This is a genomic window from Psychromonas sp. MB-3u-54 (assembly GCF_002836415.1).
Lineage (GTDB): Bacteria > Pseudomonadota > Gammaproteobacteria > Enterobacterales > Psychromonadaceae > Psychromonas.
In genome coordinates this window covers 1-15,299 of record NZ_PJBP01000090.1, presented here as the reverse complement: position 1 = coordinate 15,299, position 15,299 = coordinate 1, and the positions used below count along the sequence as shown (strand labels likewise).

Annotated in this window: 16 protein-coding genes and 5 tRNA genes; 8 read left to right on the top strand and 13 right to left on the bottom strand. The window is 38.7% G+C overall.

The window, feature by feature from the left end:
- Positions 1 to 2 precede the first annotated feature (2 nt).
- The 8 genes from CXF72_RS02675 to ccoN all read right to left on the bottom strand — a co-directional run bounded on the left by CXF72_RS02675 (position 3) and on the right by ccoN (position 7,259).
- Positions 3 to 698 carry a sulfite exporter TauE/SafE family protein gene (locus CXF72_RS02675; RefSeq protein WP_101036724.1) on the bottom strand — a complete coding sequence of 232 codons (696 nt, stop codon included), beginning with the start codon at positions 696 to 698 and terminating at the stop codon, positions 3 to 5.
- Positions 691 to 903 carry a cbb3-type cytochrome oxidase assembly protein CcoS gene (gene ccoS, locus CXF72_RS02670; protein ID WP_101036723.1) on the bottom strand — a complete coding sequence of 71 codons (213 nt, stop codon included), beginning with the start codon at positions 901 to 903 and terminating at the stop codon, positions 691 to 693. Before ccoS ends, CXF72_RS02675 begins: the two co-directional genes overlap by 8 nt.
- Before the next feature lie 103 nt (positions 904 to 1,006).
- Positions 1,007 to 3,412 (bottom strand): heavy metal translocating P-type ATPase, encoded by a 2,406-nt coding sequence (locus CXF72_RS02665; protein ID WP_101036721.1) that lies wholly within the window; start codon positions 3,410 to 3,412, stop codon positions 1,007 to 1,009.
- The gene (locus CXF72_RS02660) at positions 3,409 to 3,888 is read right to left on the bottom strand and encodes a FixH family protein (protein WP_101036719.1); all 480 of its coding nucleotides are present in this window, start codon (positions 3,886 to 3,888) and stop codon (positions 3,409 to 3,411) included. The genes CXF72_RS02665 and CXF72_RS02660 overlap by 4 nt, the downstream gene beginning before the upstream one ends.
- A gap of 130 nt (positions 3,889 to 4,018) precedes the next feature.
- Positions 4,019 to 4,972 (bottom strand): cytochrome-c oxidase, cbb3-type subunit III, encoded by a 954-nt coding sequence (gene ccoP / locus CXF72_RS02655; protein ID WP_101036718.1) that lies wholly within the window; start codon positions 4,970 to 4,972, stop codon positions 4,019 to 4,021.
- Positions 4,972 to 5,163: a cbb3-type cytochrome oxidase subunit 3 gene (locus CXF72_RS02650; RefSeq protein WP_101036752.1), complete on the bottom strand. Its 192-nt coding sequence runs from the start codon at positions 5,161 to 5,163 to the stop codon at positions 4,972 to 4,974. Before CXF72_RS02650 ends, ccoP begins: the two co-directional genes overlap by 1 nt.
- Positions 5,164 to 5,210: 47 nt before the next feature.
- Positions 5,211 to 5,813: a cytochrome-c oxidase, cbb3-type subunit II gene (gene ccoO / locus CXF72_RS02645; protein WP_101036715.1), complete on the bottom strand. Its 603-nt coding sequence runs from the start codon at positions 5,811 to 5,813 to the stop codon at positions 5,211 to 5,213.
- Between the two features lie 15 nt (positions 5,814 to 5,828).
- Positions 5,829 to 7,259 (bottom strand): cytochrome-c oxidase, cbb3-type subunit I, encoded by a 1,431-nt coding sequence (ccoN, locus tag CXF72_RS02640; RefSeq protein ID WP_101036713.1) that lies wholly within the window; start codon positions 7,257 to 7,259, stop codon positions 5,829 to 5,831.
- 230 nt (positions 7,260 to 7,489) lie between these two features.
- On the opposite strand from ccoN, the gene CXF72_RS02635 reads away from it, so the two are divergent.
- Positions 7,490 to 7,969: a hypothetical protein gene (locus CXF72_RS02635; protein ID WP_101036712.1), complete on the top strand. Its 480-nt coding sequence runs from the start codon at positions 7,490 to 7,492 to the stop codon at positions 7,967 to 7,969.
- Between the two features lie 93 nt (positions 7,970 to 8,062).
- On the opposite strand, the gene CXF72_RS02630 is transcribed toward CXF72_RS02635, so the two are convergent.
- The 5 genes from CXF72_RS02630 to CXF72_RS02610 form a co-directional block, all read right to left on the bottom strand.
- Positions 8,063 to 8,500, bottom strand: a complete 438-nt coding sequence (locus tag CXF72_RS02630; protein WP_101036710.1) for a DoxX family protein — start codon at positions 8,498 to 8,500, stop codon at positions 8,063 to 8,065.
- An 8-nt stretch (positions 8,501 to 8,508) separates the two neighbouring features.
- Positions 8,509 to 9,258 (bottom strand): HvfC/BufC N-terminal domain-containing protein, encoded by a 750-nt coding sequence (locus CXF72_RS02625; RefSeq protein WP_101036707.1) that lies wholly within the window; start codon positions 9,256 to 9,258, stop codon positions 8,509 to 8,511.
- 163 nt (positions 9,259 to 9,421) lie between these two features.
- The gene (locus tag CXF72_RS02620) at positions 9,422 to 10,147 is read right to left on the bottom strand and encodes a CAP domain-containing protein (RefSeq protein ID WP_101036706.1); all 726 of its coding nucleotides are present in this window, start codon (positions 10,145 to 10,147) and stop codon (positions 9,422 to 9,424) included.
- A gap of 116 nt (positions 10,148 to 10,263) precedes the next feature.
- Positions 10,264 to 11,106 (bottom strand): MNIO family bufferin maturase, encoded by an 843-nt coding sequence (bufB, locus tag CXF72_RS02615; protein ID WP_101036704.1) that lies wholly within the window; start codon positions 11,104 to 11,106, stop codon positions 10,264 to 10,266.
- 97 nt (positions 11,107 to 11,203) lie between these two features.
- Positions 11,204 to 11,464 carry a BufA1 family periplasmic bufferin-type metallophore gene (locus CXF72_RS02610; protein ID WP_101036702.1) on the bottom strand — a complete coding sequence of 87 codons (261 nt, stop codon included), beginning with the start codon at positions 11,462 to 11,464 and terminating at the stop codon, positions 11,204 to 11,206.
- A gap of 282 nt (positions 11,465 to 11,746) precedes the next feature.
- Between CXF72_RS02610 and CXF72_RS02605 the strand changes: the two genes are divergently transcribed.
- The 7 genes from CXF72_RS02605 (at position 11,747) to CXF72_RS02575 (ending at position 15,223) form a co-directional block, all read left to right on the top strand.
- Positions 11,747 to 12,256 (top strand): sigma-70 family RNA polymerase sigma factor, encoded by a 510-nt coding sequence (locus tag CXF72_RS02605; RefSeq protein ID WP_442966020.1) that lies wholly within the window; start codon positions 11,747 to 11,749, stop codon positions 12,254 to 12,256.
- Positions 12,249 to 12,962: a DUF3379 family protein gene (locus CXF72_RS02600; protein ID WP_101036698.1), complete on the top strand. Its 714-nt coding sequence runs from the start codon at positions 12,249 to 12,251 to the stop codon at positions 12,960 to 12,962. The genes CXF72_RS02605 and CXF72_RS02600 overlap by 8 nt, the downstream gene beginning before the upstream one ends.
- Before the next feature lie 251 nt (positions 12,963 to 13,213).
- Positions 13,214 to 13,289, top strand: a tRNA-Asn gene (locus CXF72_RS02595).
- Positions 13,290 to 13,518: 229 nt separating this feature from the next.
- Positions 13,519 to 13,594, top strand: a tRNA-Asn gene (locus CXF72_RS02590).
- Positions 13,595 to 13,886: 292 nt separating this feature from the next.
- A tRNA-Asn gene (locus tag CXF72_RS02585) sits at positions 13,887 to 13,962 on the top strand.
- A 132-nt stretch (positions 13,963 to 14,094) separates the two neighbouring features.
- Positions 14,095 to 14,170: transfer RNA gene (locus CXF72_RS02580), tRNA-Asn, on the top strand.
- A 976-nt stretch (positions 14,171 to 15,146) separates the two neighbouring features.
- Positions 15,147 to 15,223: transfer RNA gene (locus CXF72_RS02575), tRNA-Met, on the top strand.
- Positions 15,224 to 15,299: the final 76 nt, after the last annotated feature.

Sequence of the window (15,299 nt, the reverse complement as noted above, 5' to 3'; positions counted from 1 at the left end):
TATTACCTTAACTGCAGTATTGCGATATACAGGGTATGAAAGGCAAAAACAGCTAATAATGATCCGCTACTATAACGAAACCAATGGTGGTTAAGTATCTGCTTTAAATGCTGACTAAAGGTACCCACCGTCAGCATTGCCGGTATAGTTCCTAAACCAAAACCTAACATAATCAACAACCCGTTGAGCGAATTACCACTGCTTGCAGCCCAGGATAAAGTTGAATAAACTAAACCGCAGGGTAACCATCCCCATAAAAATCCCAGAGGAAATGCAAAAAGAGGGTGTTTTAACGGAATGAAAATTTGTGCCAGCGGCTTGATAAATTTCCAGACGAATTGACCTGCTTGCTCTAATTTTAACAATCCATGCCATATCTTAGCGACGTATAACGCGAGCATTAACATTAAAATAGCGGCGAGTATGCGTAAATAAATTAACGCTTCTTTTCCGCCAAACCATATAATAAGTGTGCTGCTGCTCGCTGCAAACAAAAAGCCTGCAAGTGAGTAACTACTCACTCTGCCAAGATTATAAAGTAATAATGATAAAATGGATGTTGATTTTTTTTGATCGGTTTTTATGGAAAAAGTGATTGCGCCTGCGATACCCGAGCACATACTTAAACAATGCCCTGCGCCTAGTAAACCGATTAAAAGCGCCGCAATAAAATCATTTAATAACGTTGCTTCAGTCATTTAGATCACCAGGTTTGGTTTTTTTTTGCAGATCTTCTGAATCTTCTTTTATTGCAGGAGCTTGCAGATCTTCATCGAATAAAATATTGATTCCTTCGCGGTCTAAATCTTCATACTGATTCGATTTTACAGCCCAAAAAAACACTATAATAGCGAATGTAACCAATATCATTGCGATTGGAATTAAGATATAAATAATACTCATATTAATAAACTCTTAGTACTCTTAATTAAAGATATAAATAGTACTCTTAATGAAAGATATAAATAGTAGAATTAATGCATGATAAAAATCATCGAAACGGTCATTATTTTAATAATCGCAAAGAATTACTGACTACAATAAGTGAACTGCAGGACATGCCTAATACTGCGATGTAGGGAGGGACATATCCCATCACCGCTAAAGGGACAATAATGATATTATAACCAAAGGCCCAAATAAGATTTTCTTTAATTATTCGTGTCGTTCTGTTGGCCATTTTGTGCAAAGTGGCTAATTTATTTAAGTCTTCTCCTAATAAAATAACATCCGCACTATTTTTAGCAAGATCAGTGCCGCTTGCTACAGCAACAGAGACGTGTGCACCGGCCATCACTGGGGCATCATTAATACCATCTCCGATCATCATAACCTTATCTATTTTTTGCAGTTGCTGTATATACTGCAGTTTTTGTTGTGGAGTAACCCCTTTTTGCAGCTGTTCAATATTAAGCTGGTTGCAAACTTCTTCACTTTTTAAGGAAATATCACCCGTTAACATAGTGCTTTTAATACTGTGATGATGGCAGTAGCTGATAATATGTTCTGCACTGGGGCGCAATTCATCTCCTAATTCAAAGGTCGCAAGCAGTGTATTATCCAGGGTGAGGTAGATGACTAATTCTTTACTGTTAATCTTATTATCAACACTACAAAAAATAGCATGACCCAATTTTAAGGTTTTATTTAAATAGGTGGCCTGCAATCCTTGTCCTGGTTTATTAAGTACGTCATTTAATAAAATATTATTTTTCTGCTGCTTTTTAAATGCCAATGAAATAGGGTGCTCTGAATTCTTTTCCAATTGTGCCGCTAAATCTATACATTCCTGATTTGAATAATGGCTATAACTATCGGTATTCAGCAGTTTAAAGTTACCCTTAGTTAGCGTGCCTGTTTTATCAAAAACGATATGGTTAATTTTATTGACTGTCTCCAATACATAATGCTGTTTAATTAAGATTCCCTGTTTATTAAGTTGCGCCGTTGCACAGGTCAGAGCCGTCGGCGTCGCGAGGGAGAGCGCACAGGGGCAGGTTGCGACCAGTACGGAAAGCGTGATCCAAAAAGCCTGATCGGGTGCGATAAAACTCCAACTTATATAAGTCAAAGTGGCAACAATAAGCAGCGCAGCGACAAAGTATCTGGCAGCCGTATCTGCAATAATTTCTATTTTTGGTTTATTAAGCTGGGCGTTATCCTGCAGGTGAATGATATCTGCAATTAAAGTCTGATTGCCAACTTTCTCAACCCGAATAATCAACTGGCTGGTTATATTAACACTGCCGGCAAAAACCGCTGCATTTTGGGTTTTGCTAACGGGTAAATGCTCACCCGTCAGCATAGACTCTTCAATGTTGCTGGCACCCTTTAATATAAGGCCATCAACGGGAATAGTCTGTCCCGGCTTAACGACAATATATTGGCCGACTGTTAATGTTTTTGCGGGAATAACAGATTGAATTTGCAGGTTATCAGGATCTTCAATAAGGGTCGCCATAGAGGGTAATAAGCGTAATAAATTACTGCTGCTTTCTGAGGCTTTACGACGGGCTCGCAGCTCTAATAAACGACCGAGTAATAATAAAAAAGTAAACATTGAAACAGATTCAAAGTAAACTTCTCCTTGATCCACAATAGTTGCATAACCAGAGGCACTATAAGCACCTAATAAAGCGATGGATATGGGGATATCCATTCCTAAGGTCCGGTTGCGGATATTACGCCATGCATTTAAATAAAAAGGTTGAGCGCTGTAAAGCAGAACGGGGGTCGCTAATATAAAACTGACCCAACGAAAATAATGTATAAATTGCTCTTCCATTCCTGAAAAAAAATCAGCATATAATGCGATAGCAAACATCATTACCTGCATTGTTGCAAGGCCCGCCAGACCTAAGCGTTGCAGGTAAGATTTTGTCAGCTGGGTATAAAAGGCTTCCTGTTTATTAACTTGAAAGGGGTAAGCTTTATAACCTATTTTTTGGATTCCGGTTAAAATTTGACTGAGTTTAAGTTGTTGCTGATCCCATTTTATAACCGCGCGGTTAAGTGTTGTATTAACATTAATAAAGATTAATCCGGGTAATAAACGCAGCTGTTTTTCTATTAACCAGGCACAGGCCGGGCAGGTGATACCTTCAACACTGAGGGTGGTGGTACTGAGGTTTTCATTGTTATCTACAACGTTATTGACAAAATCTTCTTGGATTTGCTCAATATCATAATCTTCCAGCTGCAATAATTCATCGGGAACCAATGACAAGCCTTTTTCAGCTGGTTCGCTACGATGCTCATAATAAGAGGTTAACCCGCTATCAACAATTGTTTGGGCAACCGCTTGGCAACCCGGGCAGCACATTCTTTGTGTAGCCCCATTTATTTGTACTTTAAAATCAGCGGATGGCGGATTTTCTTCACCACAGTGGAAGCAATTTTTTTGCAAGATCATTCTAGTGTGAAATTTTCTGCTGGTAAGCTAATCCACTTTTGCAAACGCCAACTTTTATCAAAGGGTTCGATACGTATCTGCCATTTACCGGTTAATAATTGATCTGTCTGGTAGCGGTAATGACCACTTCCATCGGCGGTTAATAATTGTGATAAATCTCGTTCAGATTGAGTTGAATGATATAAAAACAACTGAATAGAGCTTTTATCCTGCACGCCGCTTAAGTTGATGATTAATTCATTAGCTGATTGTGTTATTGAAGCACTGATATTGTTAGCCCGTGCCTTTTTTATTAAGGTAAGATCGTGATTAATCGCTTTACCTTTTTTATAATAATCATCAACGACCATATCCGGTTTATTATTTACTGCGATAATGACGGTTGAAATACCGGCAATAACAGCACTCAAAGGCAAAATGATTAAAAACCACGGCCAGAATTGTTTGAACCAGGCTTTGTTATTATTGTTTTTCATGATTATCCTGTGGGGTATTAAGCAGACCTTCAATTTATCATTTGATCTAATTTTTAGCTATAAAAAAAGCCTCTGAGCGAGGCTTTTTTACAGCTTAATAAGGGCTGTTTATTTTATATTATTGAGCGTTTTACTGAGAAAGCGAATATACATAGGCTGATATTAAATGGATTTTATCTTCACCTAATACATCTTTCCATGCCGGCATTACGCCATTTCTACCGTTTCTAAGCGTAGCTTCAACCGCTTTACGTGAACCACCATATAACCACACGGTATCCGTTAGATTAGGCGCTCCCACTGCATGCATCCCTTTACCGTCTGCACCATGACAGGCGCTACAGACAACAAAACGTTCTTTTCCGGCTTTGGCTTCAATCAAATCAACCCGGCGGCCACTCAATTGTAATGCATAGCTAGCGACTTCTTTAATGCCTTGTTCGCCTAATATGTCGGCCCATGCCGGCATAGCGCCCTGGCGACCATTCATGAGCGTTAGCTTAATCGTATCCGGATCACCACCATATAACCAATCATTGTCGGTCAGGTTAGGGAATCCGGTACTACCGCGTGCATCTGATCCATGGCATTGAGAACAATTCTGCAGGAATAAACGCTGGCCCACTTTTATTGCATCGGAATCTTTAGCCACTAAGGTGAGGTCTTTATAAACACCATTTTCATCATAAGCAAGCTGCTTAAAAACAGCGCCATATTTTTGCTCAGCTGCATTCATTTCCCGTTGGTACTGAGAATGTGACGTTTTGGCTGATTCTTTTGATTCTTGCAGCGATGTTATACTTTGATCTGAGCTTGTCCAACCAAGCAACCCATTCCAGTTTGCAGTATAAGCTGGGAAAGCCAGACTATAAATCAACGCGATAACAATAGTAAACCAAAATAAACCCATCCACCATTTAGGTACCGGGTTATTTAATTCTTGAATACCATCAAAAGTATGCGGCATTGGTTGACCTTCCTCAACGCCGGTATTGTTTTTTGAGACCGCTCTAAGAAGGACCGCACAACCAATAATAACAATCAGTGTGATTATTGTGATCCATAATGTCCAAAAAATGCTCATTATTTTTTAGCTCCTGTATGTCTGCTCTGTTCGCCGGCATACTTTATTGAGTCTTGATCTTCGTCAAAAATAGAATTGGCGATATTATCAAAAGTCTTTTTATGTTCTTTACTGTATGCCCATGCAATTAAAGCAACGAAAATAATAATTAAGAACAGCGTATATAGCCCTCTAAAAGTTGCAAATTCCATAAAGCCTCCAGTAATTGAAAGAAGCGCCCGTAAACCGGGCGCCATGGTTATCTTAAAGCATGTCCAAGTGACTGCAGGTAAGCAATTAGTGCCTGCATCTCAGTTTTCCCTTCAACTGCTGCTTTGGCTCCTGCAATGTCCTCATCCGTATACGGAACACCGAAGTTGTTTTTAAATATGTCCAATTTACGTGCAGTATCCTCACCCGTTAAGCGGTTCTCTGCAAGCCACGGAAAGCCGGGCATATTTGACTGCGGCACAACATCGCGAGGATTTAGCAGGTGAATTTTATGCCAGGCATCGGAGTAACGTTGACCAACACGCGCCAGATCTGGACCTGTGCGTTTTGAACCCCATAAAAACGGATGTTCCCAAACACCTTCACCCGCGACACTATAGTGACCGTAACGCTCTGTTTCTGCTCGAAAAGGGCGGATCATTTGGCTATGGCAGACACTGCATCCTTCGCGGATGTAGATGTCACGGCCTTCCATTTCTAACGCCGTGTAGGGGCGTAAATCGTCAACGGGCGTATTTGTTTCTTTTTGAAAGAGTAATGGCGTTATTTCCACCAGACCACCAAGGCTGATTGCAATGATGATCAAGATTGCCAGTAAGCCAACATTTTTTTCAATAAATTCGTGCTTCATTATTTAACTCCCTGACTAATCAAGTTCTTGAGGCTGGATAGAGCCATCTTTTGCCGTAACTGTTCTGTATGTATTGTAAGCCATTACCAACATACCAGTTAAGAAGATTAAACCACCCACAAAACGGATAGTGTAGAACGGGTAGGATTTTTCCAGTGACTCAACAAAAGTATATGTCAAGGTTCCGTCATCGTTCACAGCTCTCCACATCAGCCCTTGCATAACGCCTGAAATCCACATTGCAACTATGTATAAAATCGTACCAATAGTTGCCAACCAGAAATGTAAATTAATCATCGGGATACTGTACATTGCTTTTTGATTAAACAATTTTGGTACCAAATGGTAAGTCGCACCGATAGTAATCATTGCAACCCAGCCTAATGCGCCGGAATGCACATGGCCAATTGTCCAGTCAGTATAATGAGAGATAGCATTGACTGTTTTAATGGCCATCATAGGCCCTTCAAAAGTAGACATGCCGTAGAAAGACAGTGATACCACTAAGAAACGCAGAATAGGATCGGTACGTAGTTTATGCCAAGCGCCTGAAAGTGTCATAATACCGTTAATCATGCCTCCCCAGGAGGGCGCAAATAGAATTAACGACATCAGCATGCCTAAGGATTGCACCCAATCAGGTAGGGCGGTGTACATAAGGTGATGTGGCCCGACCCAAATATAGACAGCGATTAATGCCCAAAAATGAACAATGGATAAACGATATGAATATATCGGTCTATTTGCTTGTTTGGGAACAAAGTAGTACATCATGCCTAAGAAACCGGCGGTTAATAAGAAACCAACAGCATTATGTCCGTACCACCATTGTACCATTGCATCAATTGCACCAGAGTAGATCGAGTAAGATTTCATGCTGCCCATTGAAACCGGTATGGCCATGCTGTTGACTATATGTAGCACAGCAATGGTGAGAATAAATGCACCATAGAACCAATTTGCAACGTAAATATGCGATGTTTTACGTGTTGCCAATGTGCCAAAAAATACAACAGCGTAAACCACCCACACTGCGGTAATCAGCAGATCGATTGGCCATTCAAGCTCGGCGTATTCTTTTGACGAGGTGTAGCCTAAAGGAAGTGAAATCACGGCGGAGAGAATGACCAGTTGCCATCCCCAAAAAACCACAGAAGCCAGATTCCCCCCAAACAATCGCGTTTGACAGGTTCGCTGCACAACGTAAAAGGAGGTCCCCATTAATGCCGAAGTACCGAATGCAAAAATAACTGCATTAGTATGCAGCGGGCGCAAACGGCTGTAGGTTAGCCAGGGTGTGTCGAAGTTAAGTACCGGCCAGATTAATTGCGCTGCAATTAATACCCCGATACTCATGCCAATAATACCCCAAAATATGGTGGTAAGTGTGAACTGACGGACAACTTTATAGTTGTAATCAGGTTGAATCGTAGTAGCGCTTGTCATTATTTTGATTCCATGCATTTATTTACAATTTACGTATTTTAAAACGTCATAATAAGTAATAATTATCCATAAATAACTATGTGTCAGATCTCTGCATACAAACATAATTATTCGGGCGAAGTTTACTTGAACATTTTTCTAATTAACAGTTGTTGGTTGATTAATTATTAATAAACTTATTGTTTATGTTGAGAAATGCGCGGTAACCACTATTTTTACAAGGATTTTAAATGTTAACAAAAAGTAGAGTTGTACAATTATTGGTCATGTTGATAGTTTTAGCGTCGCTTTTTACATGGCGCACTATTACCATTGAGACAAAACAACAGAATAATATTGATTTAACCTCCGTTGAATCGTCACCCGGACTCCTTGAATGTGATTATTTGGTCCCCTGTGAAGTGCTAAGCTCTCAGGGACGCTTTTGGTTAAGTGTTGATAAATCACCCATTAAAGCCGAGCAATGGATTAATTTTAAATTTGAGGGTGATCCACAAGAGTGGCGTGTGATAGATGCCAAAATAGTAGGAAAAGAGATGTTTATGGGGCGTATTCCCGTTACTTTTATGAAGAAGGCTAAAGGGATCTTCTCGGCAAAAACCATGGTCGGGGCTTGTACAACGCCGACTATGATCTGGCAATTGCAAATTAACCTTGTAGTAGACGGGGTTAAAGAACAGCTCTTATTTGATTTTATGGTTAAAAAATAAAAGTGGCTAGGCCGTAATATCCAAAATAGATTATTACGGCTGGGGCCTGTTTATCTGCTAGGAATTAACTACGGAAGATAAATAGGCCGTAAATTATTTTGCAAAAAAATGTTTCTTCAATGGCTGATCAACAGAGATCACTCCAGCTCCCCAAACGACATTAATTAATATCATTAAGCCCCATAACTGGTGGTCATAGAAACCTCCCTCCCAAAGAACAGGGTATGAGACAACGGCCATAATATTAAAAACAAATAAAATGGCGGCCATTGGGCGGGTTAATAACCCTAAAATCAGAAATACCGGCAGTATCAATTCAGCTGCTGTGCCTAAATATGCGGCTAATTCCCAAGGCAGAAAGGGAACCTGATACTCTTCTTCAAAGAGATACAAGGTACTATCCCAACTCGTTATTTTTAAATAACCTGATTTTAAATATACAGAGGCGACCCAAAGGCGGGTGAATAACAGCAATATCGGGGTAAAGTAACATTGCATTTTGTTGACAATGAGTTGGTATAAGTTGAGCATAATGCCTCCTAGGCGTTGATTAATGTAAATCCATAAAATAGATCTTTTTCTAATAACTGAGGCAGTGCCTCAAGTAACGATTGCGGCGCTATTTGGCCCATTCTTTTTTGCTGCATAATTTGTTGCAGCAGCAGAAATTCAGCTTCACTCAACAAAATAAGTTCGACACTAAAATTTTCCTGCTTTTTAAGTGCTAAATAGCAAATTTGGTTTAAATCAGTTTCCTGTATTTGTTTGTGGATTATCATTCGATACAAATGCTGAATATTTTGCTTACTTGAAAATATCGATACCTGCGTAGCAATTTGAAAACTAATGTTTTCTAATTGCTCTGTTGGTATCGATTTTAGCTGCTGAAAATCAAGTGCAAGGGTTTGTAATTTTGTATTGGTTGTTTGTTCTAACAACCACTCAAAACGTGCCATTTCTGCTACATAGGGTAACGCCTTGAGTTGTTCAAGATCATGCAAATATTCACTAAAACCATCACCGTAGGTCATCATGTTATTTTCTTTAGGGGGGTGGCTTAAAATAAATCCTCTTGCTACCGTATTAAAAAAGGTTTCACCTACCAGGGATAAGGTATGCTGGTAAGTCGCTGAGAGTGCTTCGGTTACGCCCATCACAAAATTATTTCGGTATATCTGTAATAACTCATTACTGGTGAATGCTTTTTTGGGTTTAATTTGTTCTGCAATTTGATCGTTTTTATATAAAAGTGTGTCGCTAAACTGCCGCTGAAGTTGTTTGATATTCATCGTTTAAACCCCATCATTGCCGTATTCCTATAGGTTGATCGCTGTGCGTATTGAATAACCACAAGAGATAATTGATATCGATAAATTGTTAAAAAGACATTCAAGACAAAACAGTTAACGTTTCTGTAAAATATTGCGGAGCATAAATAACGCAGATAAAGATTCACTCCATTCCGCCTGCAAAGTCCATCACGCAAACAATGCGGTAGGAAGAATGTTTAGCGCAGGCGACGCCCACTATTTTATAATCATTTTTCAGTATATTAGTACGATGACCACGATTTTTAACCCCATCATCTACCAATAACCCCACCACGACTTCTCGTCCAGAATCCGGGCCATAGATAATATTTTCACCTATTGTATGCTGCCATTTTCCATGGCGTTCCACTCTATTTTGCAGGGTTGAGCCATCGTGACTAACATGTCCAGTACCGCCATGTTTAGATTGATCCGTCGCATGATCTTGGGCTGCTAAGGTTAATTTTTTATGCGCTTTTAATGACCCTAAGGCTTTTGTGCTGTTCATTACTGTAGCTGCTTCATCAACCGCACTTACACCTTCTTGGGTTTTTAGTCCGATAAAATTTTCAGGTCCACCGGGCTCTAAGTACATTTTGTTATTGTAAAAAGCGCTGCGCGGCGCTATAAATTCTTTGCTATAGCGACTTGGATCTGTTCTTGCCATGTTTAGGTGTAAAATTATATTTTTCTCTAATGCGCTTAAATAACTTAGATCGTCTGCCGGGGCTAATTTTTTGACTGGCCAGCCAGCTGTTGGCCAGTCAGGAGCTGATGCTGCACTAACCGTCATGCTTAAGCACACAGACAGCCATAAGGTTTTCTGTATTAAAGAGACAGCGTTATTAAGTAAGTTAATTTTTTTCATTAATATTTTTCCTTAAACTTATGCCTGAGTTATTTTATTCAGCGATTAAAAAGTCCCAGAGGAATCTTATTAAGTAAGCTTGTTTTGCATGAGCAGAATCGTTATAGATTCTTATATCAACGCTCTAAAACGATACCTTTGATACGAATCGCTTTATTATGCTCTTCTATTAAGGTACCCATTTGGGGAATATCCAGATCCCACTCTATTAATGTCAGCGCATCTGTTTTTTTTGTCGACATATATGTTTGGTAAATATCCCAAACCGATTGGCTTACGAAGGTGCTGTGGGTATCAATGAGCAGGGTGCTATTGTTAATCTGTTTTTGAGTGAAACCGGCTAAATGAATTTCCTGCACTGTTTTATGGTCGATCATATCGAGATATTTTTCTACTGAAAATTGATTATTAGTAGCACTCACATAAACGTTATTAAGGTCTAATAACAAGCCACAGCCAGTTTGCTTGACTATTTCATTGATAAACTCCGGTTCGCTCATTTCACTGTCATTATATTCTAAATAAGAAGAGGGGTTTTCTATCAGAATTTGCCTTTGTAAGTGCTCTTGAATCTGGTTGATGTTATTTACAAAACACGACAATGCTTCTTTGGTGTAAGGGACGGGTAATAAATCATTAAAGAAATGCCCCTGTAATGAGCTCCAACTGAGGTGATCTGAAACTAATGCGGGTTGAAAAATATCAATAAGCTGTTTAAGGTTTTGTAAGTGTGCTTTACTGATGTCTTCGCTGCTGCCGATTGACAACCCAATACCGTGAAAGCTAAGAGGGTAATGATTCGCGATTTGTTCAAGGTAAAAACGGTTTTGACTGTGCAGGTTAAAATAATTTTCACTGTGTACTTCAAGAAAACCCAGTGTTGGCAATTCATCTAATAGGGTCTGATAATGGGGGCCACGAAGTCCTATCCCGACAGCACCTGCCTGTATTTTTTTCAATGTCTTTAATCCTAAAAAGTGTCTATCCAAACCCCTTGCAAAGAAGTGGTTTGGATATTATTTGGCAGTTAAAAAATCTCGGCATCAAATAAAAAAGTTATGCTTTTTTAGGCTCTAAAGAACCACCTAATTTAGCGCACAACCCTTCCGGCACAGCAAGAAACGCATCGCCTTGATTATCAACTTTAGAAGTCCCTGCACATGAGCTTGTTTTTGTAGCGCAGTCATTTTGACCCGCCGCTGCAACGCCATAACATTTCTCTTTACCAGCGGCCATTGCCGGAGTCGAAATAAGTGCACCACCAACGGCGATAAGAGTTGAAAACGTAGCAGCTAAAGCAAGATTAGATTTTTTCATGATAGATATTCCTTTATAATAAAATTAAGCAAGTGCTGAAATAGCAATTGTGCATTATTGTAGGCTCAAGTATATAAACCGAGTTATCAGCAAAAAAATTTCACAATTAGTCACTTTTCTTTAACTTTTTTTAATTAATTATTTGTTTTCAATGGGTTATGTCGATGTTGTTTTGTATGCATTTTTTGAAAATGTAATTTTTCCTAATCCTAAAAAGAGAAAAAAATGAATTTATTTAATCGAAAACGAAATATAAGTTCAAAATCCTTGGTCTTTAAGGATATGAATCAAAAACAGAAACGTTATGAAGCACTTATAAATATCTATAGCCCAGATCTCTATCGTTATGCATTTTGGATCTGTCGTGATCCTGATATTGCACAAGATTTAGTGCAGGAAACTTGTTTGCGCGCCTGGAAGAGTCTAGACAGTTTATTGGACGATAAAGCGGCTAAAGGTTGGTTATTTACCATATTACGTCGTGAAAATGCACGTCGTTTTGAACGTAAGCAGTTTTCTTTAGTTGATATCGCTGATAATGAAGTGGCCGATGATCATGATTCATCACAAGAGATGGATAAAGAATTATTACGCCGTAAAATATTGCTCTTAGCAGATGAATATAAAGACCCTTTATTATTGCAACTTATCGCAGGTTTTAGCACAGAGGAAATTGCGCAGCAGCTAAATTTAAACAAAAACACCGTATTAACGCGGCTTTTTAGAGCAAAGAACTTATTAAAGTCATCATTATCAGCAACAACTAAAAGTAGTGGGGTAGCACATGGATGATATATTATTTCGTCATATTGCAATTGCGACGCCGAAGGACAAAAATGATGAGTTTTTGCGCAGGCAGCGTGATTCAGCAAAAGATAAAACCTTAGTGGATCAGGCAAAACAATTTGATTTGGAGTTACAGTCGGTATTAAAAGTTGATCCGCCGGATGATATGATCGATAAAATTCTGTTAGAGCAAAGTTTTGAGATTGAAAATAAAAAGAACGTAAATCAGCGTTGGCATTTAGCTATCGCAGCATCAGTCGCCTTTATTATTGGAATAAGTTTACCGCTATTAAATAACCTAAATAACGTCACTCAAGATATAGGGACAGTAGCCCTGCAACATATGCAACAAGAGTACTCTTTTACTGAAAAAGTCAATGAACAAGCCAACCTTTCGACTGTAAATGCCAAGCTTGCAAGTTATGGTGGTCTGGCAAAAGATGATCTAGGCGACGTTCTTTATGTAAATCATTGTCGTTTTGACGGGAAGCCCGGATTGCATATGATTATTCAGGGTGAACAAGGACGTATTACGGTGTTTGTAGTGCCGGATGACGGCGGGTTAATAAACTCACCTGATTTTCATAATCAACATTTAAAAGGTTTGACTGAAAAATTAGGGAAAGTAAGTTTGGTTATTGTTGGAGAAACGGACGAACCGCTTGAAAAAATTCAACTGAAACTAAAAGAAAATATTCAGTGGCAAATATAAAAAATGTATTTTTTGTTCCCATTATTTGAGCAATAAGCAGTACTTTTGTGATTGGTTGCTTGAATTATCGGCAACCAATCTTTTTATGCACCTTTTTTGTTGACAGTAAGTACCGCAAAAAATATACTGCGCCGGTCTTAAAGACTACAGCATTTAAACGCATGTTGTTTTGAACAAGAGAAAAGTTAAACACCTCTTGAGATTATTTAATAAAATAGTTAATGTAAAAAGACAATGTAAAAAAAGACAATTCCTCTTTAGCTCAGTTGGTAGAGCAACGGACTGTTAATCCGTTTGTCGCTAGTTCAAGTCTAGCAAGGGGAGCCACATTAAGTTATTATTACTAAGGTGATAATAACGAGTCGAAAGACTTAAAATGCCTGCAACTCCTATTAGAGCAGTTGAGGCACATTAATCTGGTTACACTGATTAATGTAAAGAAAAGACAATGTAAAGAAAAGACAATTCCTCTTTAGCTCAGTTGGTAGAGCAGTTGAGGCACGTTAATCTCATTACACTGATTAATGTAATAAAATACAATGTAATAAAAGACAATTCCTCTTTAGCTCAGTTGGTAGAGCAACGGACTGTTAATCCGTTTGTCGCTAGTTCAAGTCTAGCAAGGGGAGCCACATTTAGTTATTATTACTTAAGGTGATAATAACAAGTCGAAAGACTTAAAATTAACAAGAGAAAAATTCCTCTTTAGTTCTGTTGATAGAGCAGTTGAGGCACGTTAATTTGGTTACACTAGAATAACGTAAAAAAGACAATTCCTCTTTAGCTCAGTTGGTAGAGCAGTGAGGCACGTTAATTTGGTGACACTAGAATAACGTATATAAAGACAATTCCTCTTTAGCTCAGTTGGTAGAGCAGTGAGGCACGTTAATTTGGTGACACTAGAATAACGTATATAAAGACAATTCCTCTTTAGCTCAGTTGGTAGAGCAACGGACTGTTAATCCGTTTGTCGCTAGTTCAAGTCTAGCAAGGGGAGCCACATTTAGTTATTATTACTAAGGTGATAATAACAAGTCGAAAGACTTAAAATGCCTAAAACTCCTATGAGAGCAGTTAAGGCACATTAATCAGGTTACACTGATTAAAGAAAAGACAATGTAAAAAAGACAATTCCTCTTTAGCTCAGTTGGTAGAGCAACGGACTGTTAATCCGTTTGTCGCTAGTTCAAGTCTAGCAAGGGGAGCCACATTAAAAAAACCTAAGCTTAAATATAAGCTTAGGTTTTTTTTTGCCCAAAAATGACAATATTAATAAAATACCGCAACAGGTAAGCCGCCATTTTTACCTAAGGTCTAGGATCTGTTGACCTTTGGAGTGTAAATTTTGTTCAATCTAAAAGTGTTCTGAGCAAGGAATGAGGAGAGCTGCATAGTTATTCTATATAAACGATGAATAACGCAGCGCGCTTTTAGATGAGCCCAAAGGGCAGCATTTGTGCGCATAAATTTTGCTTTGGAAGAATTGAGCATAAATTTAATGGCGGTCTTATTTGAACGCCAACTAGCACCAACCATGACAACAAATGCATAGCACGTAGGGTGCATTCTCAGATACTAAGCTGTCGCTTATTCGCTGCACCGCTTGTCGCTGCCCGCGGTGCATAGAATACACCCTACCGATAACACCATACCAAATGGATTAATAAAGTAATCATATTTACTATTCAAAATCATCCCGGCGGTTTTGTGAGCGTAAATTTTTCCTTTGAAGCAACTGATCATAAATTTAATGCTTTTGGTATTACCCTGCATCTGAAAGTGCAGGGAGTTTAATTATTTTCTGACTGCAATCAATGCTTTTTTTGTCCATTTTTCCGCGGCTAAGTAGAGCGCCAAATTGATGGAAGCAGTATTTTAATATAATTTATTTCTTCTGAACTTTTGAACGCTCATGCGGCCTAATAATCTGATAAATACTTCACTTTTTATATTAAATATAGCTGTTAGTCTAAATAATAAAATTAGCGTTACGGATAGATATTATTCAGGGCATAAGTGTTTATTTCGAGAATATTATTGGTTGTGATTACTATTTAAACACTCAGTGTTAATGTATCAAATAGTACTTGCTATAATAATGTGATCTCTATATCATTCGCCGCTCTTAAAGCTGTATATTTCATCGAAGTGATGTTGTTACTGTTTAAGAATAGTCAATACGGACGCGAGATGGAGCAGTCTGGTAGCTCGTCGGGCTCATAACCCGAAGGTCGTAGGTTCAAATCCTGCTCTCGCAACCAATTTTGATAGATAAATATTTATAAAAAAGAAACATTAATATCGGACGCGAGATGGAGCAGTCTGGTAGCTCGTCGG